At 42.1% G+C, this 20485-nt stretch carries 21 protein-coding genes; 14 read left to right on the top strand and 7 right to left on the bottom strand.

All coding sequences use genetic code 11. The features are described from left to right. Nucleotides 1-601, bottom strand: a 601-nt coding sequence (locus WC615_RS15165) for an alpha/beta fold hydrolase (RefSeq protein ID WP_372978929.1), incomplete at its 3' end; no start/stop codon positions are given. Between the two features lie 46 nt (nt 602-647). Between WC615_RS15165 and WC615_RS15160 the strand changes: the two genes are divergently transcribed. Further along, entirely contained in the window at nt 648-1139 is a 492-nt protein-coding gene (locus WC615_RS15160) for a hypothetical protein (protein ID WP_372978928.1), read from the top strand. Here the strand turns inward: WC615_RS15160 and WC615_RS15155 are convergent. Then, nucleotides 1123-2337, bottom strand: a complete 1215-nt coding sequence (locus WC615_RS15155) for a 3-deoxy-D-manno-octulosonic acid transferase (protein WP_372978927.1) — start codon at nt 2335-2337, stop codon at nt 1123-1125. The two genes, WC615_RS15160 and WC615_RS15155, sit on opposite strands and share 17 nt — an antisense overlap. A 66-nt stretch (nt 2338-2403) precedes the next feature. Here WC615_RS15155 and WC615_RS15150 point away from each other — a divergent pair, with 66 nt between their 5' ends. The 5 genes from WC615_RS15150 to WC615_RS15130 all read left to right on the top strand — a co-directional run bounded on the left by WC615_RS15150 (nt 2404) and on the right by WC615_RS15130 (nt 7595). Then, the gene (locus WC615_RS15150) at nt 2404-3714 is read left to right on the top strand and encodes a UDP-glucose/GDP-mannose dehydrogenase family protein (RefSeq protein ID WP_372978926.1); all 1311 of its coding nucleotides are present in this window, start codon (nt 2404-2406) and stop codon (nt 3712-3714) included. After that, nucleotides 3714-4700, top strand: coding sequence for a UDP-glucuronic acid decarboxylase family protein (locus tag WC615_RS15145; protein ID WP_372978925.1), 987 nt, complete (start codon nt 3714-3716; stop codon nt 4698-4700). Before WC615_RS15150 ends, WC615_RS15145 begins: the two co-directional genes overlap by 1 nt. 69 nt (nt 4701-4769) lie before the next feature. Then, nucleotides 4770-5789, top strand: a complete 1020-nt coding sequence (gene galE, locus WC615_RS15140; protein ID WP_372978924.1) for a UDP-glucose 4-epimerase GalE — start codon at nt 4770-4772, stop codon at nt 5787-5789. A 13-nt stretch (nt 5790-5802) separates the two neighbouring features. Beyond that, nucleotides 5803-6855 carry a dTDP-glucose 4,6-dehydratase gene (gene rfbB / locus WC615_RS15135; protein WP_372978923.1) on the top strand — a complete coding sequence of 351 codons (1053 nt, stop codon included), beginning with the start codon at nt 5803-5805 and terminating at the stop codon, nt 6853-6855. A 2-nt stretch (nt 6856-6857) separates the two neighbouring features. Further along, the gene (locus WC615_RS15130) at nt 6858-7595 is read left to right on the top strand and encodes a tyrosine-protein phosphatase (protein WP_372978922.1); all 738 of its coding nucleotides are present in this window, start codon (nt 6858-6860) and stop codon (nt 7593-7595) included. A 126-nt stretch (nt 7596-7721) separates the two neighbouring features. On the opposite strand, the gene WC615_RS15125 is transcribed toward WC615_RS15130, so the two are convergent. Beyond that, the gene (locus WC615_RS15125) at nt 7722-8960 is read right to left on the bottom strand and encodes an ABC transporter permease (protein WP_372978921.1); all 1239 of its coding nucleotides are present in this window, start codon (nt 8958-8960) and stop codon (nt 7722-7724) included. A gap of 131 nt (nt 8961-9091) precedes the next feature. Between WC615_RS15125 and WC615_RS15120 the strand changes: the two genes are divergently transcribed. After that, a complete protein-coding gene (locus WC615_RS15120; protein WP_372978920.1) occupies nt 9092-9880 on the top strand; it encodes a peroxiredoxin family protein in 789 nt (262 codons plus the stop codon). 15 nt (nt 9881-9895) lie between these two features. Beyond that, nucleotides 9896-10624: a TlpA family protein disulfide reductase gene (locus tag WC615_RS15115; RefSeq protein WP_372978919.1), complete on the top strand. Its 729-nt coding sequence runs from the start codon at nt 9896-9898 to the stop codon at nt 10622-10624. Between the two features lie 53 nt (nt 10625-10677). Here the strand turns inward: WC615_RS15115 and WC615_RS15110 are convergent, their stop codons facing one another. Continuing rightward, the gene (locus WC615_RS15110; RefSeq protein WP_191177349.1) at nt 10678-11031 is read right to left on the bottom strand and encodes an iron-sulfur cluster assembly accessory protein; all 354 of its coding nucleotides are present in this window, start codon (nt 11029-11031) and stop codon (nt 10678-10680) included. A 92-nt stretch (nt 11032-11123) separates the two neighbouring features. Between WC615_RS15110 and WC615_RS15105 the strand changes: the two genes are divergently transcribed. The 4 genes from WC615_RS15105 (at nt 11124) to WC615_RS15090 (ending at nt 15605) form a co-directional block, all read left to right on the top strand. Beyond that, nucleotides 11124-11654, top strand: coding sequence for a hypothetical protein (locus tag WC615_RS15105; protein ID WP_372978918.1), 531 nt, complete (start codon nt 11124-11126; stop codon nt 11652-11654). A gap of 5 nt (nt 11655-11659) precedes the next feature. Beyond that, nucleotides 11660-13207 carry a methylmalonyl-CoA mutase gene (locus WC615_RS15100; RefSeq protein WP_372978917.1) on the top strand — a complete coding sequence of 516 codons (1548 nt, stop codon included), beginning with the start codon at nt 11660-11662 and terminating at the stop codon, nt 13205-13207. 308 nt (nt 13208-13515) lie between these two features. Then, nucleotides 13516-14940, top strand: a complete 1425-nt coding sequence (gene dnaA, locus WC615_RS15095) for a chromosomal replication initiator protein DnaA (protein WP_372978916.1) — start codon at nt 13516-13518, stop codon at nt 14938-14940. A 209-nt stretch (nt 14941-15149) separates the two neighbouring features. Further along, nucleotides 15150-15605 carry a nuclear transport factor 2 family protein gene (locus WC615_RS15090; RefSeq protein ID WP_372978915.1) on the top strand — a complete coding sequence of 152 codons (456 nt, stop codon included), beginning with the start codon at nt 15150-15152 and terminating at the stop codon, nt 15603-15605. On the opposite strand, the gene WC615_RS15085 is transcribed toward WC615_RS15090, so the two are convergent. Continuing rightward, nucleotides 15606-16337 (bottom strand): LytR/AlgR family response regulator transcription factor, encoded by a 732-nt coding sequence (locus tag WC615_RS15085; RefSeq protein WP_372978914.1) that lies wholly within the window; start codon nt 16335-16337, stop codon nt 15606-15608. It lies immediately after the preceding gene. Then, entirely contained in the window at nt 16334-17395 is a 1062-nt protein-coding gene (locus WC615_RS15080) for a sensor histidine kinase (protein ID WP_372978913.1), read from the bottom strand. Before WC615_RS15080 ends, WC615_RS15085 begins: the two co-directional genes overlap by 4 nt. A gap of 205 nt (nt 17396-17600) precedes the next feature. Here WC615_RS15080 and WC615_RS15075 point away from each other — a divergent pair, with 205 nt between their 5' ends. Both WC615_RS15075 and WC615_RS15070 read left to right on the top strand, forming a co-directional pair. Next, nucleotides 17601-18665 carry a DUF4932 domain-containing protein gene (locus tag WC615_RS15075; protein WP_372978912.1) on the top strand — a complete coding sequence of 355 codons (1065 nt, stop codon included), beginning with the start codon at nt 17601-17603 and terminating at the stop codon, nt 18663-18665. A gap of 107 nt (nt 18666-18772) precedes the next feature. Continuing rightward, on the top strand, nt 18773-19636 hold the full coding sequence (locus tag WC615_RS15070; RefSeq protein WP_372978911.1) for a DUF4349 domain-containing protein: 864 nt from the start codon (nt 18773-18775) through the stop codon (nt 19634-19636). Nucleotides 19637-19754: 118 nt separating this feature from the next. Here the strand turns inward: WC615_RS15070 and WC615_RS15065 are convergent. Beyond that, a partial coding sequence (locus tag WC615_RS15065) for an ATP-binding cassette domain-containing protein (RefSeq protein WP_372978910.1) occupies nt 19755-20485 on the bottom strand: 731 nt, incomplete at its 5' end.

Below are 20485 nucleotides of genomic sequence, written 5' to 3'. Positions count from 1 at the left end.
GGATGAGGTTTAGGGTATAATAAACATCCTGCCGTTTTTGTTCGGTATCAATTTCATTATAGGCTATCTGGTACAGGCTCTCATCAATAAACTTTACCTTTTTCAGGTTTGTGAGCATAGTTGGTGCCAGCCATTTACTTTTGGTAACAGTTTTAAACATATACCTGCCCCAGGGTTTGTGCAGCAATATCTCAAAGCCTTTATAAACCGAAAGGCCATCGGGTGCCATAAGTATCACCTCGTCTATCAGGTCGGCATACTCCTCAACCAAAATCAGCGCGATGTTGGCACCAATGGAATAACCCATTACAGAGAAACGCTGCCTGCCATGCAGTTTAAACCATTCCTCAACATATTCGCGCACCATTGCCCGGGGCATACCGGCGAGTATTTGCTGCTCTGTCCAGCCATTTAATTTGCTTTCGCCATGAAAAAAGTGGTCAAAACCATAAACGTGGTATTGCTGCAGGACGGAATTTTCGAGCACGTGAAATTGCCTCCCAGTCATGCCGTAGCCGTGGAAGGCCAGCATAGGTTTGCTGCCGATGCCGTATTCATGATAGTGTGCCGTACCTAAGCCGGGGATATCCAAAAAGCCCATGGTGGCAATATTAAGAAAATGTTAGTGAATGTTTTTATCTTTAACCGTGGAAAGATTGGAATATACATACAATAAAAGCTTTGCCTTTATCAGGGTTCTTATTTGTCTTTTTATATCAATAGCATATCTCTTAAAACTGATATTAAACTTTCAGGAGACTGACTGGTGGCTGATTTTAATGCTAATTCTGGCAACTATATTTCTAATAGTATTTATAAAAAGATTCCTGACACCTGTCTTATCTGCTAAAGTGGCTATTGAAATAACTGATGAATGTATTATCAATCGTGGTGAAAAGATAGAGTTCACAGCAATTAATGATTTCGTTCTATATCATTCGGGCGTAATTGCTGTGATTTTAAATGAGCCGCACAAAAGACCAAAAAACATATTAAAATGGTTAGATTATAGGTTTACAACGTTATTCTATCGCAGTTATGTAATAATTGATACGCGCGGTGTAAATGTAAAAGGCCCGGCTTTATTTAATAGTTTGGTTGATAGATTGGATAGCCCAAAGCTTAATGCCGCTCTTTAACATACTTTATTATCGCATTGGTAGCTCCAATATGCTGTTTCACATAGTTTTTGGCAATTGCAGCAGCATTATCACGGGCAGTTTCATCGCCCATCAATAATCCCGCAACACTATTCAACCCTTCCTGGCTATTGATACTAAATCCCGCCTTTAGTTCCACCAGGTCGCGGGCTTCTTTAAACTTATCATACTTAGGGCCAAAAATCACCGGCATACCAAAAGCAGCTGCCTCCAATGTATTATGGATACCCGCGCCAAAGCCGCCGCCTATGTAAGCGATATCCGCATACTGGTAAAGTGACGATAGCATTCCAATATTATCTATAATTAGATATGAGATATTAGATGTGAGATGTGAGATGCCGGAAAATTTGATCGTAGTTTCTTTTGGCAGTAAGCTAACCACGCCGCTTATTTCATCCTCCCCAATCTCATGCGGGGCTATGATGAATTTCCAGTCGGGGTGTTGGGCAATTAGCGCGGCTATCAGTTGTTCGTCAGCAGGCCAGGTACTACCGGCTATAAATATTTTTTGTCCGTTTTTAAATGCGGCTATCTCCGGCTGTTCTTTTGGCTGTTGCGCATTGGCCCATACCCTGTCAAACCGGGTATCGCCGCTTATGGTTACGTTGGTGATGCCAACATCGTGCAGTAAATGTTTAGATGGAATATCCTGCACAAAAAACCAGGTAACCATTTTCAGCATTTTACGGTGCAGGCCGCCATACCATTTAAAAAACACCTGCCCTGGCCGGAAGATGCCCGATATAATATAAAGCGGCACATGTTTTTTGTGCAATTCGTTAAAAAAGTGGTACCAATATTCGTACTTGGTAAAAATGGCCATCACCGGGTTTATCGTGCTGATGAATTTCCGTGCATTCGCAGCCCTATCAAGGGGTAAATAATACACAGCATCGGCAAGAGGTGTGTTTTTGCGGGCCTCATATCCCGAAGGCGAAAAAAAAGTTACAACTATGGGGTGTTGCGGGTAATCATTTTTAACAGCCTCAAGCACAGGTCTGCCCTGTTCAAATTCGCCTAACGAAGCAAAATGGAACCAAATACTTGATTTTAACGGTTGCACATGCTGCCCGCTACGGCCTTTAATCCACAGTTTGGCTTTATTTTTATAAAGTGAAACTATATACACAAGCGTGTAGTATAAGAGTATGCCGATGTTATATAGTACAAGCATTTTTTAGATTTGTATTATTATCTTCGTTGGGCATAAAAGTAATAACATTAATAACAAAAAGTATTTATGAAAATAGCTGTTGTTGGAACAGGTTATGTTGGCCTGGTAACAGGTACATGTTTGGCAGAAACCGGTAACCAGGTTACCTGCGTTGATATTAACGAGCAAAAGGTTAAAATGATGCAGGAGGGTCAGCTTCCTATATACGAACCTGGCCTTGAGTTACTTTTTCACCGTAATATCAACCAAAAAAGGTTGCTGTTTACCAATAACCTGGCCGATGCCATTGCCGATGCACAGATCATTTTCCTGGCTTTGCCAACGCCTCCGGGTGGTGATGGCTCTGCCGACCTGAGCTACGTTTTAGGCGCAGCAAAAGATATTGCCAAATTGGTAACCGACTACAAAGTTATCGTAACAAAATCTACCGTGCCGGTTGGTACTGCCGATAAGGTTACTGCTGTAATGAATGAAAACACCAGTGTTGAATTTGCAGTAGTATCAAACCCCGAGTTTTTACGCGAAGGTGTAGCTGTTGAGGATTTCATGAAACCCGACCGTGTGGTTGTTGGTACTACCGACGAACGCGCACGCAAATTAATGGGCGAGCTTTATGCACCGTATGTACGCCAGGGTAACCCGGTAATATTTATGGATGAGCGCTCATCTGAATTAACAAAATATGCTGCCAACTCTTTCCTGGCAACTAAAATATCGTTTATGAACGAGGTAGCCAACCTTTGCGAACTGGTGGGCGCCGATGTAGATATGGTGCGCCGCGGTATTGGCGCCGATAACCGTATTGGTAACCGTTTCCTTTTCTCGGGTATTGGTTATGGCGGCAGCTGTTTCCCTAAGGATGTGCAGGCGCTTGCCAAATCGGCCGAAGAGAACAAATACGATTTCAAGATCCTTAACTCGGTAATGGAAGTTAACGAGATCCAGAAAAAAGTACTGGTGCAAAAACTAAAAAAATATTATAAAGACGGCCTTAAAGGCAAACATTTTGCCATGTGGGGCCTTGCTTTTAAACCCGAAACGGATGATATCCGCGAAGCTCCGGCTTTGTATATCATTGATGAGCTGTTAAAAGAGGGTGCAACCATCAGTGTGTTCGACCCTGAAGGCATGAAAAACGTAAAAGCCCTGCTTGGCGATAAGATAACCTACGGCGCCGATGCTTACGGGATATTAAATAATGCCGATGCATTGCTGATCGTTACTGAATGGTCGGCCTTCCGCACGCCTGATTTTGACCAGATAAGCGAGCTATTGAAAAGTAAGGTTATATTTGACGGCCGTAACCTTTACGACCTTCAAAAAATGATAGATCTTGGGTTCTATTACAACAGTATCGGCAGAAAAATAATTAGCTAATGGCACAACGCAAACGTATTTTAATAACAGGGGCCGCAGGCTTTTTGGGTTCGCACCTGTGCGACAGGTTCATCAAAGAAGATTACCATGTTATTGGCATGGATAACCTGATAACCGGCGACCTGCGCAATATTGAACACCTGTTTAAACTGGAGAACTTTGAGTTTTACAACCATGATGTTTCCAAGTTTGTGTATGTACCCGGCGAATTAAATTATATCCTGCATTTTGCATCGCCGGCAAGCCCTATTGATTACTTGAAGATCCCGATTCAAACGCTAAAGGTAGGATCGTTAGGCACACATAATTTATTGGGACTGGCACGGGCTAAAAAAGCAAGGATGCTTATCGCTTCCACATCAGAAATTTATGGCGACCCTACCGTTAACCCACAACCCGAAGAATACTGGGGTAATGTAAATACGGTTGGCCCGCGTGGTGTGTACGACGAAGCAAAACGCTTCCAGGAATCTATCACCATGGCCTACCATACATTTCATGGTTTAGAAACACGTATTGTAAGAATCTTTAATACTTACGGCCCGCGTATGCGCCTCAATGATGGCCGTGTATTACCTGCTTTTATTGGCCAGGCCCTGCGTGGCGAACCTTTAACCATGTTTGGTGATGGCTCGCAAACCCGTTCTTTTTGCTATGTGGATGATTTGATAGAAGGCATTTATCGCCTGCTGCACAGCGATTACGCGCAACCCATGAACATTGGCAACCCTGATGAAATAACCATCCGCGAGTTTGGTGAGGAGATCATCAAACTTACCGGTACCGATCAGCAAATGATAAGCCTGCCTCTGCCAACAGACGACCCTAAACAACGCCGCCCCGATATTACCAAGGCAAGAACCATTTTGGGCTGGGAGCCAAAAGTATCTCGCAGCGAAGGGTTGAAGATCACTTATGAATACTTTAAATCACTGCCTGAGCAGGAGATACAACATAAGGACTTTACTTATTATAATAAGCAATAGTTTTTTTGGAAATTGAATGGTGTACCCATTATGGTGCGCATAGTACTAAATCTATCAATATAACACACTATGAAAATTTTAGTAACGGGCGGCTTAGGTTTTATCGGCACCCACACAGTTGTTGAGTTGGTTAACGCAGGTTACGACCCAATAATTATCGATGACCTATCAAACTCAAACATTAAAATGCTGGATCAGGTTGCCCGCATTATTGGATACAAGCCTGACTTTTTCCAATTTAACCTGTGCGACGAAAAAGCTGTAAAAGATTTTGCAGTCAAACAACCTGATGTTGCAGGTATTATTCACTTTGCCGCTTCAAAAGCTGTTGGCGAATCGGTAGAAAACCCTTTAAAATATTATTATAATAATTTTTATTCGCTTATAAACTTACTAAAAGCCTACAATGGTAAAGCTTTAAATTTTGTGTTCTCATCAAGCTGTACTGTTTACGGGCAGCCGGATACTTTACCTGTTACCGAAGATGCGCCTGTTAAACCTGCCGAATCGCCCTATGGTAATACCAAACAAATAGCAGAAGAGATATTGAAAGATATGGTAGCCGCCGGAACCAATTATAAAGTAATTGCATTACGTTACTTTAACCCTGTTGGCGCGCACGATAGCTCTTTAATTGGCGAGTTACCAATTGGTGTTCCGCAAAACCTGATTCCTTTTATCACACAAACAGCCATTGGCAAACGCGAAAAAATAACCGTATTTGGCGATCAGTATAACACGCCTGATGGCAGCTGTATCCGCGATTATATTCACGTGGTTGATCTAGCTAAAGCACACGTTGCTGCGCTTAACCTAATGGAAAAAGAAACCTTTACAGGTTATGATGTGTTCAATATCGGTACAGGCAATGGTTATTCGGTTTTAGAAGTGATACGTGCCTTTGAAAACGCTACGGGTGTAAAGCTAAACTACCAGATAGGTGCTGCACGCGAGGGTGATATTGAGAAAGTTTGGGGTAACGTAACCAAATCAACCGAAAAACTAAACTGGACAGCCGAACGCGACCTCAATATTATGATGTCGTCAGCATGGGCATGGGAACAATATATTGCCCAAAATCCGTTATAATCAATATTGTGTTATGAAAAAGATAATTATTACCGGAGGTGCCGGCTTCATTGGGTCGCACGTAGTGCGCCGTTTTGTTACCAACTATCCCGGTTATACCATCATTAACCTTGATAAGCTTACCTATGCAGGCAACCTGGCTAACCTTACAGATATTGAGAACGAGCCAAATTACCGTTTTGTAAAAGGCGATATTGTTGATCTTGAATTTATAAACAACCTTTTTGAGCAGGAAGAGCCCGACGCAGTGATCCATCTGGCTGCCGAATCACATGTAGATCGCTCTATCACCAACCCGCTGGATTTTGTAATGACCAATGTGGTAGGTACCGTTAACCTGCTTAACGCTGCTAAAAACCTTTGGAAAGGCCAGTACGACAAAAAGCGCTTTTACCATGTATCTACCGATGAGGTATACGGCACCCTGGGCGATACTGATATGTTCACCGAGGAAACCGCTTATGACCCACATTCCCCCTACTCAGCATCAAAGGCAAGTTCCGATCATTTTGTGAGGGCTTATTTTGACACATATGGGCTGGGAACAGTTATATCAAACTGCTCTAACAACTATGGGTCATACCACTTTCCGGAGAAACTGATCCCACTGGCTATTAATAATATTAAGCAGGGTAAACCTGTACCTGTTTACGGCAAAGGCGAGAACGTACGCGACTGGCTTTGGGTGGAAGACCATGCAAGGGCTATTGATGTGATATTCCATAAAGCCAAACCCGGTTCTACCTATAATATTGGCGGCCATAACGAGTGGAAAAACATCGACCTGATAAAACTGTTATGCAGTATATTGGATACCAAACTGGGGCGCAAAGAGGGCGAATCGGCAGCGCTGATAACCTATGTAACAGACAGGGCCGGGCACGACCTAAGATACGCTATTGATGCTACCAAGCTTAAAAATGAATTAGGCTGGGAACCATCTATCACGTTTGAAGAAGGGCTTGAAAAAACGGTTGACTGGTACCTTGCAAACGAGCAATGGCTTAATGATGTAACATCGGGCCATTACCAGGATTATTACAAAGGGCAATATACTAATCGTTAAAAATGTTCGGATTATTTAAGAAGAAGGAAGTTAAGAAAACAGTGAGTTTTGACTATAGCACTGTTGTTACAGATATGCACTCGCATGTATTGCCGGGTATTGACGATGGTGCCCAAAACGTAGAAGAATCTATCTTCCTGATCAAAAAAATGATGTCGCTGGGGATCAAAAAAATTATTGCTACCCCGCACGTTATGATAGATTATTACCGTAACGATGCCGATAGTATAGGCAATGCCTTAACAACCCTTAAAGCAGCTTTAAAAGAGCAAAATATTGATATTGATATTTCGGCAGCGGCCGAGCACTACTTTGATGAAACTTTTGAAAAACGAATAGCCGACCGTAAGGTATTTACTATGGGCGATAATTACGCGCTTTTTGAACTTTCGTTTATTACGCAGCCACCCAACCTGATTTCTATTATTCAAAAAATGAAGGATGCTGGTTACAAACCTATATTGGCACACCCCGAGCGATATGCTTATATGGATATTGAGCAGATGAAAAACATTCGCAGCTGGGGCTGCGACCTGCAATTGAATACTATAGCCTTATCGGGATATTACGGTAAACATGCAAAAAGAATAGCCGAAGAGATGATAGATAACCAAATGGTTGATTTCATTTCGAGCGATATGCACCACCCCCGCCATGCTGCTGCTTTTGAAAGTACCCTGGCTATGCCCTACCTGGAAAAATTACTATTTGATTATCCGTTGAAAAACGTAATGCTGTAGTTAGAAAGAATTAAGATACAAGAATCAAGACACAAGACTAAAAACCGCATAATAATAAAGGGCTTAGATAAATATCTAAGCCCTTTATTTCTTAACTCTTGATTCTAAAAGTCCTGACTCTCTCCCTTACTCGTATCTCAACGCCTCAACCGGATCAAGCTTGGATGCTTTTTTAGCGGGGTAAAACCCGGATGCCAGGCCTATAAACGTACACAAGCCCACAGCGCAGAATAACCAAACCCATGGTACTATAAAAGTACCGCTAATTTGCACGGCTATAAGGTTACCAATGGCCATGCCCAATACAATACCGCCAAAGCCGCCTATAAGGCAAATTACGATGGCTTCTATCAAAAATTGTTTACGTATTACTGATGGGGTAGCACCAATAGCTTTACGCAAACCAATTTCGCGGGTGCGTTCTGTTACCGATACCAGCATAATATTCATCAAACCGATGGCAGCACCGATAAGTGTAATGGCGCCAATAGCAAAGCCCGCCACGGTTATACCCGTTAACTGGCCTGATAACTCCTGCTGAATAGAATCGCTTCTTGAGATCTCAAAATTTTCGGCCTGGCCTAAACGGATGCCACGGATATTACGCATCAGGGAGGTAGCCTCACCAATGCTGGCATCAAGTACATCGGGGCTGTTTACGTTTACCGTAACCCCAAAAGTTGGTTTTGATGTAGCCGCAATTTGCCTGGCCTTTTGTACGGGTATAATGCAAAATTTATCGCCGCCAAAACTGTTACTGCCTTTAGGGGCAACTACACCAATTATCCTGAATTTACTACTGCCCAGTAATATCGACTTATTGATGGGGTCTTCTTTTTTAAATAACTTCACTTTTATCTCATCGCCAATAATTACCACGTTGGCACCATGCTCCAGCTCGGATGCCGAAAAGTTACGACCCAGAGATAGTTTATGACCTTTTATAGCCAGGTAATTATCATTACTGCCCGTTACAGAAATATTGGGGTTTGTTTTGATGCTGTTGTATTTGGCTATTGCGGTGCCGGTAACACTCAGGTCGATACTGATACGGGCCGGGAGTTTATAAAGTTTGGCAAACCTTGCCGCTTCATCATAGCTAATGGCCGGGTATATTTTGCGGTGGCCGCCATTACCAAAACTAATGCCACTACCCCTGTTTTGAATGGTAAATGAGTTTGCGCCCAAACCTGCAAAAGCATCGTTTGTAAACTGTTTTATACCTTCAATTGCTGTTAAAATACCTACCAGCGCCATAATACCAATGGCAATAATTAAAGCTGTAAGCGAGGTACGCAACCTGTTACCGCTGATAGATTGGAGTGCAATAGATACGTTCTCTTTAAAGGTTGTTTTTACCGGCATGCCATAAATATAAAAAAACTCGACGGTATGACTATAAAGGGCGGGGGTTTGTTACAGATGGTCCGCTAATTATTTGCAGATGTTGATTGCTAAAAAAACAAAAGCTAAATTTCCTAAAATTTACATTTACCATGTCGCGATTGTTTACCATACTGCTGTTGTTTACCTGCTTTGCTGCTCAAGCGCAAACCCGCCCGTCACCAAAAGATATATTGACAGATGAAAAACTGCTTGTAAAAGATTCGGTTGGCAAAGTACTTGAATACAAAGAATGGCGGCCGCTTATCCTGACAGGCAATTATGTTATCCGCAGTATTTATCGCGCTAAAGATACCACCCATACATTGCGCCACATTACCCCCGAAGAAAAAGCGCGGTTCGCCGTTATGCGTCCAACAACACCTCCTGTTCCACCGGCAGATCCCGGGCCACAGGCACCTCAGTTAAACCCCGATGATGAACCGGTAAACCAACCAGCCCCAAGCGAATCGTTTCCTGTTGGTGCCAAACTAAATATGTTATCCGCCAAAGATATGGATGGCAAGTGGGTGGATAATAAAGCGACCAAAGGCAAAATTGTAGTACTTAACTTTTGGTTTATTGGTTGCCCGCCATGTAAAGCAGAGATTCCCGAATTAAATAAACTTGTTGCCGAGAACGCGGCTGACCCCGATATTATTTTTATTGCGATAGGGCTCGACCGTAAATGGGAGATCAGCGACTTTTTAAAAACCCACCCGTTTAATTACCGGCAGGTTGCCGAAGCGCGAAGGTATTGCGACGGCTACGGCATAAAATTATACCCTACCAATGTTATTATAGATAAGCAGGGTATTATCCGTTACAGCGCGGTAGGCTACGGCCAAAACTACATGGCCTGGATGAAAAAAACCATCAGAGATATTAAAAAAATAGACTAACCCGCCAAAACCTTTATGAAACAAACCTTACTTATAGCCGCACTATTATTTACAACCTACCTATCAAGGGCACAAATTGAGATTACCAAACCAATAGAAGAATTTGCCGCCAATAAAAACACCGTTGTTACAAACGAAAAGGGTGTAAAATACGCGTATGCCGATTGGGCAAAACTAATGGCAACCGGCAATTACAAATTAAACCCGCTTATACATGATAGTGACAGCACCTCTTTTATTTTAGTACGGCGAAACGAAAAAGCAGAGGATGCAAAATTCGCGAAGCTCCCCAAACCTGTTGAAACAAAATTTTTCAAGACCGGAGGCGTGTTCCGTTTCAAGGATATGATAGATATGAACGGCGAACAAATTACCGCCGAATCATTAAAAGGGAAAATTGTAGTGTTAAACTTTTGGTTTATTGCCTGCCCGCCCTGCCGGTATGAAATGCCTGAACTAAACACCCTGGTTGAAACCTATAAAAAAAACAAGGATGTTATCTTCATAGCCATATCGCTTGATAAACTGGCCGATGTCAAAAAATTCCTGACGGTAATACCATTTAAATACCATGTTGTTGGCCAATCGATGCCGTTGTTTTACCTCTATGGCGTAGACGAATGCCCGGCAAGCTTAGTTATAGACAAAACAGGCATTATTAAATTTCACAGTCAGGGTTATGGCGACGGGGCAACACCCTATTGGATAAAGAAGACCATTTCCGAAATTCAAACTCAAAACTAAACCAACAAAAAAGGCCCCTAATGCAGGGGCCTTTCAATATTTATATAAATATATTATACCGAGAACGAAGTACCGCAACCGCATGTGCTGGCAGCGTTAGGGTTGTTAAAAGTAAACCCACGCGCGTTTAGGCCATCCTGAAAATCTATTTGCATGCCGGCAAGGTAAAGTCCATGCGCTTTGTGCATATAGGTTTTAATACCGTCAATCATAAACTCCTGGTCGCCGTCCTTCTTCTGGTCGAAGCCTAAAACATAGTTCATGCCCGAGCAGCCACCGCCTTCAACGCCTACGCGCAGGCCAAAGTCATCGCTCAGTTCTTGCTGGTCTTTTAATTTAAAAAGTTCTTTTACGGCACCTTCGGTAAAAGTAACGGGTGCTGTCAGGGTTTCAACAATAGCGCTCATCTTATTTTTAATTAACTACACAAATATAAGGTAAAATGCGGATTTTTGCACCGACCGATTTATTTATGACCTCCGCATAACATTAATAAAACATGATACTGTACAGCTACCTGCTTGATATTTTAAAATACACTGTTGCCGGCATAGGTATTATATATGTAGCCTTTTACATGCTGAAACCCTATCTGGATAAAACTACCGCCCTGCAAACACTGGAGTTTAAAAAAGCCATAGCAAACCAAACCCTTCCCCTGCGTTTACAGGCGTATGAACGTTTGGTATTGTTTATCGACAGGATAAACCCCTCAAATATGCTTATCCGTTTAAACGGAAATGGCTATAGCGCTGCCGAGTTGAACAGTATTATATTAAACGAGATCCGTACCGAATACCAGCATAACGTTACCCAGCAAATTTATGTAAGTACACAAGCCTGGGCGGTAGTAAAACGTGTAAAAAGCGATACTCTGGCACTTGTAAACAACGCTGTAAAAACAATGCCCGATAATGCTACCGGGCTTGATCTGGGTAAAGTGATACTAACCCATTTAAGCAAACTGGAAGAAGACCCATACGATATTGCTACCAACCTGGTAAGGCAAGATCTTGAAAACATATTTTAAGCACCATGGCCGATAAAAAATTCAAAACCATTTCGGGCATCGAGCTTAAGGAGGTTTATACAGAACCATCGGGCATGACCGAATTACCCGGACAGTTCCCGTACACGCGCGGTATCCAGAAAGATATGTACCGGGGCAAACCCTGGACCATGCGCCAGTACGCAGGTTTCTCTACCGCCGAAGAAAGTAACAAACGTTACCATTATTTATTAGGCCAGGGCACCATGGGCCTATCGGTAGCATTTGACCTGCCCACCCAGATAGGTTATGACAGCGACCACGAGCTATCTGAAGGCGAAGTAGGCAAGGTTGGTGTAGCGATAGATTCTTTAAAAGATATTGAGATACTATTTGATGGCATCCAATTAAAGGATATCACCACCAGCATGACCATCAACGCTACGGCCTCTATCCTGCTGGCCATGTACATCGCGTTAGCAAAAAAACAAGGGGTCGATCTGAAACAGATCTCGGGCACCATCCAAAACGATATATTAAAGGAGTATGCGGCAAGGGGCACCTATATATATCCGCCTACCCCATCCATGCGCCTCATTACCGATATTTTTGAATACTGCAGCAAGGAAGTGCCAAAATGGAATACCATATCTATATCAGGCTACCACATCCGCGAAGCAGGCTCAACCGCCGTGCAGGAACTGGCCTTTACCCTGGCCAACGGTAAAACTTATTTAAAAGCCGCTTTAGAAAAAGGACTGGATATAAACATATTTGCCAAACGCCTTTCTTTCTTCTTTAACTGCCACAATAACTTTTTTGAAGAGATAGCCAAATTCAGGGCTGCCCGCCGTATGTGGGCACATATTACCAAAGAGCTTGGCGCTACCGACCCGGGCGCGCAAAAATTGCGTTTTCATACCCAAACCGGGGGATCAACCCTTACCGCCCAGCAACCCATGAACAATGTGGTGCGGGTAAGTATGCAGGCATTGGCCGCGGTATTAGGCGGTACACAATCATTGCATACCAATGGGTACGATGAAGCTTTATCCCTGCCAACTGAGGCCGCCGCTAAAATTGCCTTGCGTACCCAACAGATCATCGCTTTTGAAAGCGGCGTTACCGATACCGTTGACCCGCTGGCCGGTTCGTTCTTTATTGAGGCTTTAACAGATGAGCTGGAAGCAGCCGCGCAGTTATATATAGATAAGATAGATGCGATGGGTGGTTCGGTAAAAGCTATTGAGCAGGACTACATCCAGCAGGAAATAGCGGCAGCAGCGTACCAATACCAAAACGATATTGAAAGCGGCGACCAGGTATTGGTTGGCGTTAACAAGTTTACCCAGCAGGAAGAGGTTGCCCAAAACGTATTCAGGGTTGATGATGCCATCCGCAGGCAACAAATGGATAAGCTTACCCGTTTAAAAGAAGAGCGAAATAATGATGAGGTGCAAAAAGCACTTCAGAATTTAACTGTTGCCGCGCAGGGAACAGAGAATTTGATGCCCTATATTTTAACAGCGGTTGAATGCTATGCTACGCTCGGAGAAATAGCAGATGTAATGCGAAATGTGTTTGGCGAATATTGATGAAAATTATTCTCCTAATTAAGGATTTTTCAAATTTATTTACCGAAAAATAATCCACATTTTTAAAACCATCTGTGTTTAAACTTTTAAAACCGCAATACAGCAAAACTGACGCATAAAAGCGCGTTCTTCATGCGAAATATAATGTTAATAACTTTAATATTCGCAATAAAACGGCTTAATTTTTATAAATATATTTCTTAAAATTTATTTTTAAACCCGCTTTTTTTTTGAATATTCGATGTTCCGAAACGGGCGAAAAATTGTCCTCTTCGGAGACTGTAAATCAAGATATTACTAATACTTCTATGGAAAAAACTTGTACTAACGTTTGGAATAGCTGCCTTCAGATCATAAAAGACAACATACCGGCACAAAGCTTTAAAACCTGGTTCGAACCAATAAAGGCTTTGCGTATGGAGGGTAGCGTTTTAACGATACAGGTACCAAGTTTATTCTTTTATGAGTGGTTGGAAGAACACTATGTAGGCTTGTTGCGCAAAACAATAAAAAAACAATTAGGCGACGAAGGTCGTTTAGAGTATAACATTGTTGTTGAGCAGTCATCAAGCAAACCATATACTACCAACATGCCCTCGAATGGAAATGGTGCTGAATCAAAAAATCAGTCTATGCCAATACCTATTTCTATAAATAAGGATATTAAGAACCCGTTTGTAATACCGGGCCTTAAAAAGCTGAACGTAGATCCGCAGCTAAACCGCAACTACACCTTCGAAAACTTTGTTGAAGGCGATTGCAACCGCCTGGCGCGTTCTGCCGGCTATGCTGTTGCTGCCAAACCGGGCGGTACCTCATTTAACCCCTTAATGATATATGGTGGTGTTGGCCTTGGCAAAACCCACTTAGCCCAGGCTATTGGTAACGAAATTAAACGCACTCTGCCAGATAAGCTTGTATTATATGTAAGCTGCGAAAAATTTACCCAGCAATTTGTTGATGCCCTTAAGCATAATAACATAAACGATTTTGTGAACTTTTACCAGGCGAAAGATGTACTGATCATGGATGATGTACACAACTTTGCCGGTAAAGAAAAAACACAGGACTTCTTCTTCCACATCTTCAACCACCTGCATCAAAGTGGCAAACAGCTGATCATCACATCAGATAAAGCGCCTAAAGACCTGGCCGGGTTAGAAGAACGTTTGCTATCCCGTTTCAAATGGGGCCTTTCTGCCGATTTGCAGATCCCTGATCTGGAAACCCGTATGGCTATCCTTAAGAACAAGATATACCAGGACGGTATCGAACTATCAAACGATGTGGTAGAGTACGTTGCCCACAACATTGATAATAACGTACGTGAGCTGGAAGGTGCCATGGTTTCGTTATTAGCGCAATCTACACTTAACCGTAAAGAGATTGACCTGAACCTGGCCAAGCAAATGCTGAAGAATTTTGTAAAAAACTCTTCGAAGGAAATTTCAATGGAATACATCCAGAGCCTTGTTTGCGAGTACTTTGAAGTACCAATAGAAATGGTAAAATCGCAAACCCGTAAACGCGAAATTGTACAGGCCCGCCAGATCTCGATGTACCTGGCCAAGGCACATACCAAAAGCTCATTAAAATCAATCGGTAACTTCTTCGGCGGCCGCGATCACTCTACCGTTATCTACGCCTGCCAAACTGTTGAAGATTTAATTGATACCGATAAAAAATTCAAAGGCTACGTAGCCGACATTCAAAAGAAACTTAAAATGTCGTAACCCACGACTTATTAGATATTAAAAAGCCCTGCAGCAATGCGGGGCTTTTTTGTTAAATCGGGTTTGTCATCCCGAGCGATAGCAAAGGATCTATTAGCGAACTTTGCCTATCAATATTGCATGTCGGCTATTAGATGATTCACTACGTTCAGTATGACAGATTTTTGATTGAATTTTTATTTAAATTGCAGCAACCAATCCCTTCAATTATGAAAAGATTACTACTTGCAACACTGTTACTGGCATTTACCGCACCCGCCTTTTGCCAAACCGATAAAGAAGATGTAAAAAAGGCCATCAACACGCTTTTTGATGGCATGCGTAAAGGCGACAGCACCATGTTGCTATCTGTATTCCATAAAGACATGGTATTACAAAGCGCCGCCAACAAAAAGGATGGCTCAGTAATATTAATGACCGAGAAACCCGGCGACTTTGTAAAACAGGTTGGCACTCCACACAAAGAGATCTATGATGAGCGCATTACCTGGGGCGATATAAAAGTTGACGGCGCGCTGGCCAGTGTTTGGACCCCTTACAGGTTTTACCTCGGCACCACGTTTAGCCATTGTGGTGTTAATTTTTTCCAACTGATGAAAACCGCTGCCGGCTGGAAGATCATTTACATTGTTGATACCAGGCGCAAGGATAACTGCCCCGAGTAACTATTGGTTGCCTATCCGTTTATAAAATCCGTCCCTATAGCTATCTCCTATGGGGATGATTGCTTCCCCGATAAAAATGCGGCTGCGTTCTATATACGTGATGTGTTTAAAAGCCACAATAAAAGACTTGTGTACCCTTATAAAACCTGCAGGGGGTAATTGCTCTTCAACTTTTTTTAACGTTTGCAGGCTTAGTATCCTATCTGCACCGGTTTGTATGGATATATAATTTTGCAAACCCTCAATGTATAAAATATCAGCAAGGTTAACTTTTTGTATGCGGTGCTCTGTTTTAACAAACAGGTAAGTAGCTGTATTTTGCCGTTCGGCATTTTCAATACTTGCAGCCGGAAACGGTGCATCTGCATTTTTAGGCTGTAAAACATGCATGGCCTTTTCTGCCGCGCGATAAAACCTATCAAACGCTATAGGCTTTAGCAGGTAATCAATAACATCGTGCTCGTAACCATCAAGCGCGTACTTAGAATAGGCCGTGGTTAAAATTACCTTACTTTGCTTCCCGGCAATTTTGATGAACTGCAAGCCATTTAACTCGGGCATTTGTATATCCAAAAAAACCAGGTGAATAGTTTGTGTGCGGAGTATGTTTAACCCTTCAATAGGGTTTGTGGTAGTTGCTGCCAGCTCTAAAAATGGAATTTTCTTAATATAATCGGCCAGTATATCTATAGCAAGTGGCTTATCATCAACTATAAGGCATTTTATATTCATTGGCTCAATTTTAAAACTAATTTAACCGTGTAAAATCCGCCCTGGTCTTTTATTGTCAGTTCATGTTTCCCGGCATATGTTAATTGCAGCCGCCTGCGTACATTGGTTAAACCAATACCGCCGGTGTTATCCTTAAGGCTATTGTTCTTTTTATTGCTCACATTAAAAATTATACCGGCATTATCTGCATGTAAATATATCTCAACCGGGTTATCCTGGTCATTAAGAACGCCGTGCTTAAAAGCATTTTCAACAAAGGCAATAAATATAAGCGACGCTATCTGCTGATCGCCAATGTACCCCTCCTGTATAAAATTAACATAAGCTACACCTTTAGCGCTTATCCTTTGTAGTGCTATTACATTTTCCAGGTATTCGGCCTCGCGGTTCAGGGGCATAAAATCTTCGTTCCCATCGCGCAGCATATAACGCAGCATTACCGATAGTTTAAGTAATGCCTCGGGCGCTTGTTCAGATTTTTGATAAGTAAGCGCGTAAATATCATTAATGGCGTTAAACAAAAAATGCGGGTTAACCTGCGACCGAAGAAAGGCAAGTTCGGTAGTCAGTTTTTCTTTTTGAAGCTCCTGGTGGCGGCGGCTGTTCTTATACCAGTTCTCTACAAAGAAAAAGATGAGCCCGTAAATAAAATAACCGGGAAAGTAATAAAAGATCACATTGCGTGCAAAATCAGTTAAAGGCCATTTATGCCCCTTGTAATTATCAAACCCTAATACCGGCAAAAACAAGCCATACTCGAGCACGTAGCGCAGCACAATAATAAATACTATTGTACATGCGGTATATAATGCTGCCTTTACATAATTTTTAAAAACAAAGAATTGAGGGGCTATAAACAAGTAACTGCAATAAAAGCAGCATGCAAGTATTGATGTATAACCTGTTTCAATAAGTAAATACTTGATGTATAAATTGGCGTCATGAGGTACCGACAGATAGGAAGAAAATAGGTTAATGGTATACTTATTATAAGATGTGTTTATAATGAGCAGCACCCAAAACATTATATGTAAAAGTATAATATACTTTTTCTTCATTGGGTAAATATAGAAGGATACCCCTGGTTTTTAAATTTCAATATATGAATTGTTCATAGTTAGTGATAAACAGTATGATATAGCTGACGAACCCTTATTACCGGCGTTTAGCGTTCGTCAATAAATTTCACTTGTTCATCAACTGTAATTGCAACATAATTGGCAAGCGCGCACTTTTGTGATCAAATCATATCACATAACAAAAATGAAAAGATCAATAATCGCCAGTCTGTTTTTTTTACTGCCTTTGTTTGCAGTATGCCAGGAAAAACTAACTGTAAAAGTTCATCCCGGGGTTGAACTGTTTACCATTGTACAAATACTTGCCGACCAATATCCCAAACCAAACCCATCTGCCTATACTACGGAGGTAATGGCATATTTTGGGAAATATAAAGATCACCCCGCTGTTAAAAAAGCTGCTTCCTTTAAACAAGTGTATACCGATATGGTAGAACTTGGCTGGTGCATGAGCGATTTCCCGAACATAAAAATACATGAGCCGGATAGCACCATAAACTGGTATAAATTTAACGGGAAAGAAAATACGCTGGAATATATAAAGCTTTGCCGCGATTTTTTTAATGATACTAAATTCTGGGACTTTTACCAGCAACATTTACCCCGTTATACCAAATGGGGTAACGAGTTAAAAGTTAAGGTAGACTCGGGCCAGTACATAAAAAATTTAGAAGACTTTTATAAATACAAGGCCGATGCAAAATGGTACATCTGTATAGATCCGCTGAACAGCTGGGGATCGCATGCTATTATGACCAAAACTTTAAACCCTCAGTTTTCTGATCTGCTGGTATACAATACCGGTTATTTTAACAGGAATGGCAAGGCAGAGGCAGACCCTGTTTTTGAATTCAGGGATTTTGAGAACCTGGTTTGGCATGAGGGCAGCCATGTTTACATTAACGCGCTACTAAGCAAGTACCAAAAACAAATTGATGAAATGGAATACCTGTTTAATAAAGATGATGATGGTATGAAACGCAATAACATTGGCACATGGCGATATTGCTTTGATGAGAACATGGTGCGGTCAATTACAGCAGCGCTCTACAAAAAATACCGTACAGAACGTTTGTACAAGCGCCAGGTAGCTAAAGAAGTTTTAAGCGATTTTATTTATGTAGATGAACTTACCCCCTTTATCTATGATAATTATCTTAACAGCAATAAGTATAAGACCTTTGCCGAGTTTTTTCCTCAGGTATTGAAATTCCTGAAGGAAAAACATCCGGCAAAACCGACTAAGTAAACGGCAATAGCCTAATACCTCCTTTGTAACATTTTGATTATCAAAAATTAACAGGGTTACTATTGGTTTATGGTTGGTATCAATACTAAACCAATAAATCAACAATTATGAAATCGAAATTTTTTATCGCGATAGCAGGCATAGCCTTGCTCGCAGCCTGCAAAGGCAGGAATGGCAGTTATGAAATTGTAAACAACAGCAGCAGTGCCGATACAGTAAGCGTTAGCAGCGCGAGTGACACCGCGGCCTACGCCAAACCAAAACTGGTAAAAACAGCTGATATGAGTTTTAAGGTAAAAAGCGTGCAGCAAACCGGCGACTCGATTTCGCACATAACAGCTAAACTAAATGGGTTAGTGATACATCACCAGATGGGGTCGTCGATTGAACGAAGTGAGGATATCAGGCTAAGCAATGATTCGGTTATGCGGGTGTCGGCATTTAAAACAACTGCCGATATGACGGTGAAGATCCCATCAGAAAAGCTGGAAGACTTTATGAACCATGTAAGCCACATGGGCATTTATGTAACAGCGCGCAAAATGGATATTGAGGATAAATCGTTGGATTACCTATCGGCGAAGCTTAAACTAAAGAACCGCCGCGAGATGGTTGCCCAGCAAAAAACAGGTAAGATTAAAATTAAGAACCCCGAAGCTGTGTTGTGGTTAAAAGATGATATGATTGATGGACAGATCAACAATCAAAAAATTGACGAAGCGGTAAACTTCAGCGTAGTAAGCCTTAACTTTTACCAAAGCAACACCATTTATAAGGAACGCATCGCTAACGACGATCCATCGGCATACAAAATGCCTTTCTTTAACAGGCTGCTAGTGGCTTTAAGCAATGGCTGGTATTTATTTACCGAACTAATACTTGGCCTGGCAAACCTTTGGGTATTGATATTAGCGGCTGTGGGTATTTGGATGGTGTTTAGGGTTTATAAAAGGAAGTATTCGGCTATATAAACCATATGCCATTGCGAGAAGTGTAGCTACGAAGCAATGACACCCTTTGAAAGAGAAAGCCCGGCTGTTTACACACCCGGGCTTTCTTCTATCTTGATTCTTACGTCTTGACTCTAACTTACACCGTCAGTTTTTTATACTTAAGCCTTTTGGGTGTTATATCGCCAACACGTTTTTTATAATTCTCTTCATAATCGCTGTAGTTGCCTTCAAAGAAGTAAACCTGCGAATTGCCCTCAAACGCCAGGATGTGGGTACAAACCCTATCCAGGAACCAGCGGTCGTGACTGATGATCACCGCGCAGCCGCCAAAGTTTTCAAGTGCTTCTTCTAAAGAGCGTAAGGTATTCACGTCGATATCATTCGTAGGCTCATCCAGCAGTAATACGTTCGATCCTTTTTTAAGCGTAATAGCTAAATGGACACGGTTACGCTCACCACCCGATAGTACCCCAACTTTTTTCTGCTGATCTGCACCGTTAAAATTGAACTTGGATACATAAGCGCGTGAATTTAGCGGGCGGTTACCTACCATAATATTATCTAAGCCGTCGGTTACGTTTTCCCAAACAGATTTATTGGGGTCAAGGTCATCATGCAACTGGTCAACATAACCAAGGGCAACCGTATCACCCACGCGGAAAGTACCGGCATCCGGCTGATCCTGGCCTGTAATTAAACGGAACAAGGTAGTTTTACCCGCACCGTTGGGGCCGATGATCCCTACTATACCTGCGGGAGGCAATGAGAAGTTAAGGTTCTCGAACAATACCTTATCGCCATAGGCCTTGGTAACGCCATTGGCCTCAATAACGATATTACCCAAACGGGGGCCAGGCGGAATGAACA

The sequence above is a fragment of the Mucilaginibacter sp. genome (assembly GCF_041663085.1).
In the GTDB taxonomy this organism is placed as follows: Bacteria; Bacteroidota; Bacteroidia; order Sphingobacteriales; family Sphingobacteriaceae; genus Mucilaginibacter.
The sequence above is the reverse complement of the archived record's forward strand: the minus strand, read 5'-3'. Positions and strand labels throughout refer to the sequence as shown.

Bases quoted from the DNA above. Each gene is read 5' to 3' on its own strand.
- WC615_RS15145 (WP_372978925.1), top strand. From the start codon at position 3,714: ATGGCACAACGCAAACGTATTTTAATAACAGGGGCCGCAGGCTTTTTG.
- WC615_RS15105 (WP_372978918.1), top strand. From the start codon at position 11,124: ATGATACTGTACAGCTACCTGCTTGATATTTTAAAATACACTGTTGCC.
- WC615_RS15130 (WP_372978922.1), top strand. From the start codon at position 6,858: ATGTTCGGATTATTTAAGAAGAAGGAAGTTAAGAAAACAGTGAGTTTT.
- WC615_RS15085 (WP_372978914.1), bottom strand. From the start codon at position 16,337: ATGAATATAAAATGCCTTATAGTTGATGATAAGCCACTTGCTATAGAT.
- WC615_RS15110 (WP_191177349.1), bottom strand. From the start codon at position 11,031: ATGAGCGCTATTGTTGAAACCCTGACAGCACCCGTTACTTTTACCGAA.
- WC615_RS15075 (WP_372978912.1), top strand. From the start codon at position 17,601: ATGAAAAGATCAATAATCGCCAGTCTGTTTTTTTTACTGCCTTTGTTT.
- rfbB (WP_372978923.1), top strand. From the start codon at position 5,803: ATGAAAAAGATAATTATTACCGGAGGTGCCGGCTTCATTGGGTCGCAC.
- WC615_RS15100 (WP_372978917.1), top strand. From the start codon at position 11,660: ATGGCCGATAAAAAATTCAAAACCATTTCGGGCATCGAGCTTAAGGAG.
- WC615_RS15120 (WP_372978920.1), top strand. From the start codon at position 9,092: ATGTCGCGATTGTTTACCATACTGCTGTTGTTTACCTGCTTTGCTGCT.
- WC615_RS15150 (WP_372978926.1), top strand. From the start codon at position 2,404: ATGAAAATAGCTGTTGTTGGAACAGGTTATGTTGGCCTGGTAACAGGT.
- galE (WP_372978924.1), top strand. From the start codon at position 4,770: ATGAAAATTTTAGTAACGGGCGGCTTAGGTTTTATCGGCACCCACACA.
- WC615_RS15125 (WP_372978921.1), bottom strand. From the start codon at position 8,960: ATGCCGGTAAAAACAACCTTTAAAGAGAACGTATCTATTGCACTCCAA.
- WC615_RS15155 (WP_372978927.1), bottom strand. From the start codon at position 2,337: ATGCTTGTACTATATAACATCGGCATACTCTTATACTACACGCTTGTG.
- WC615_RS15115 (WP_372978919.1), top strand. From the start codon at position 9,896: ATGAAACAAACCTTACTTATAGCCGCACTATTATTTACAACCTACCTA.
- WC615_RS15090 (WP_372978915.1), top strand. From the start codon at position 15,150: ATGAAAAGATTACTACTTGCAACACTGTTACTGGCATTTACCGCACCC.
- dnaA (WP_372978916.1), top strand. From the start codon at position 13,516: ATGGAAAAAACTTGTACTAACGTTTGGAATAGCTGCCTTCAGATCATA.
- WC615_RS15080 (WP_372978913.1), bottom strand. From the start codon at position 17,395: ATGAAGAAAAAGTATATTATACTTTTACATATAATGTTTTGGGTGCTG.
- WC615_RS15070 (WP_372978911.1), top strand. From the start codon at position 18,773: ATGAAATCGAAATTTTTTATCGCGATAGCAGGCATAGCCTTGCTCGCA.